1 protein-coding gene is annotated in these 211 nt (G+C 40.3%); it reads right to left on the bottom strand.

The genetic code is table 11. From position 1 onward, the window contains the following. Window positions 1–211, bottom strand: a 211-nt coding sequence (locus V6252_RS13630) for a PepSY domain-containing protein (protein ID WP_341610786.1), incomplete at both ends; no start/stop codon positions are given.

Below are 211 nucleotides of genomic sequence, written 5' to 3'. Positions count from 1 at the left end.
TTTTGCCACAACAGATACCAACCAGACAAAATCATCAAAATAGTCAAAGATGACGCTCTTTCTAACAAATAATCTCCGACTTTACCAATCAGCAAGACACTGTGGATATCATTAAACGTACTATAAAGACCGCTACTGGTAGGCACACGTTGGACTATATCAGCCGTATAAGGGTTGACTGCCACCATCTTGCTTTGGTCGTCAGATTTTA

Origin of the sequence: Psychrobacter proteolyticus, assembly GCF_038155145.1 — a bacterium.
Taxonomy (GTDB): domain Bacteria; phylum Pseudomonadota; class Gammaproteobacteria; order Pseudomonadales; family Moraxellaceae; genus Psychrobacter; species Psychrobacter proteolyticus_B.
Note: the sequence above shows the minus strand (reverse complement) of the source record. Positions and strands in the feature narration are given on the sequence as shown.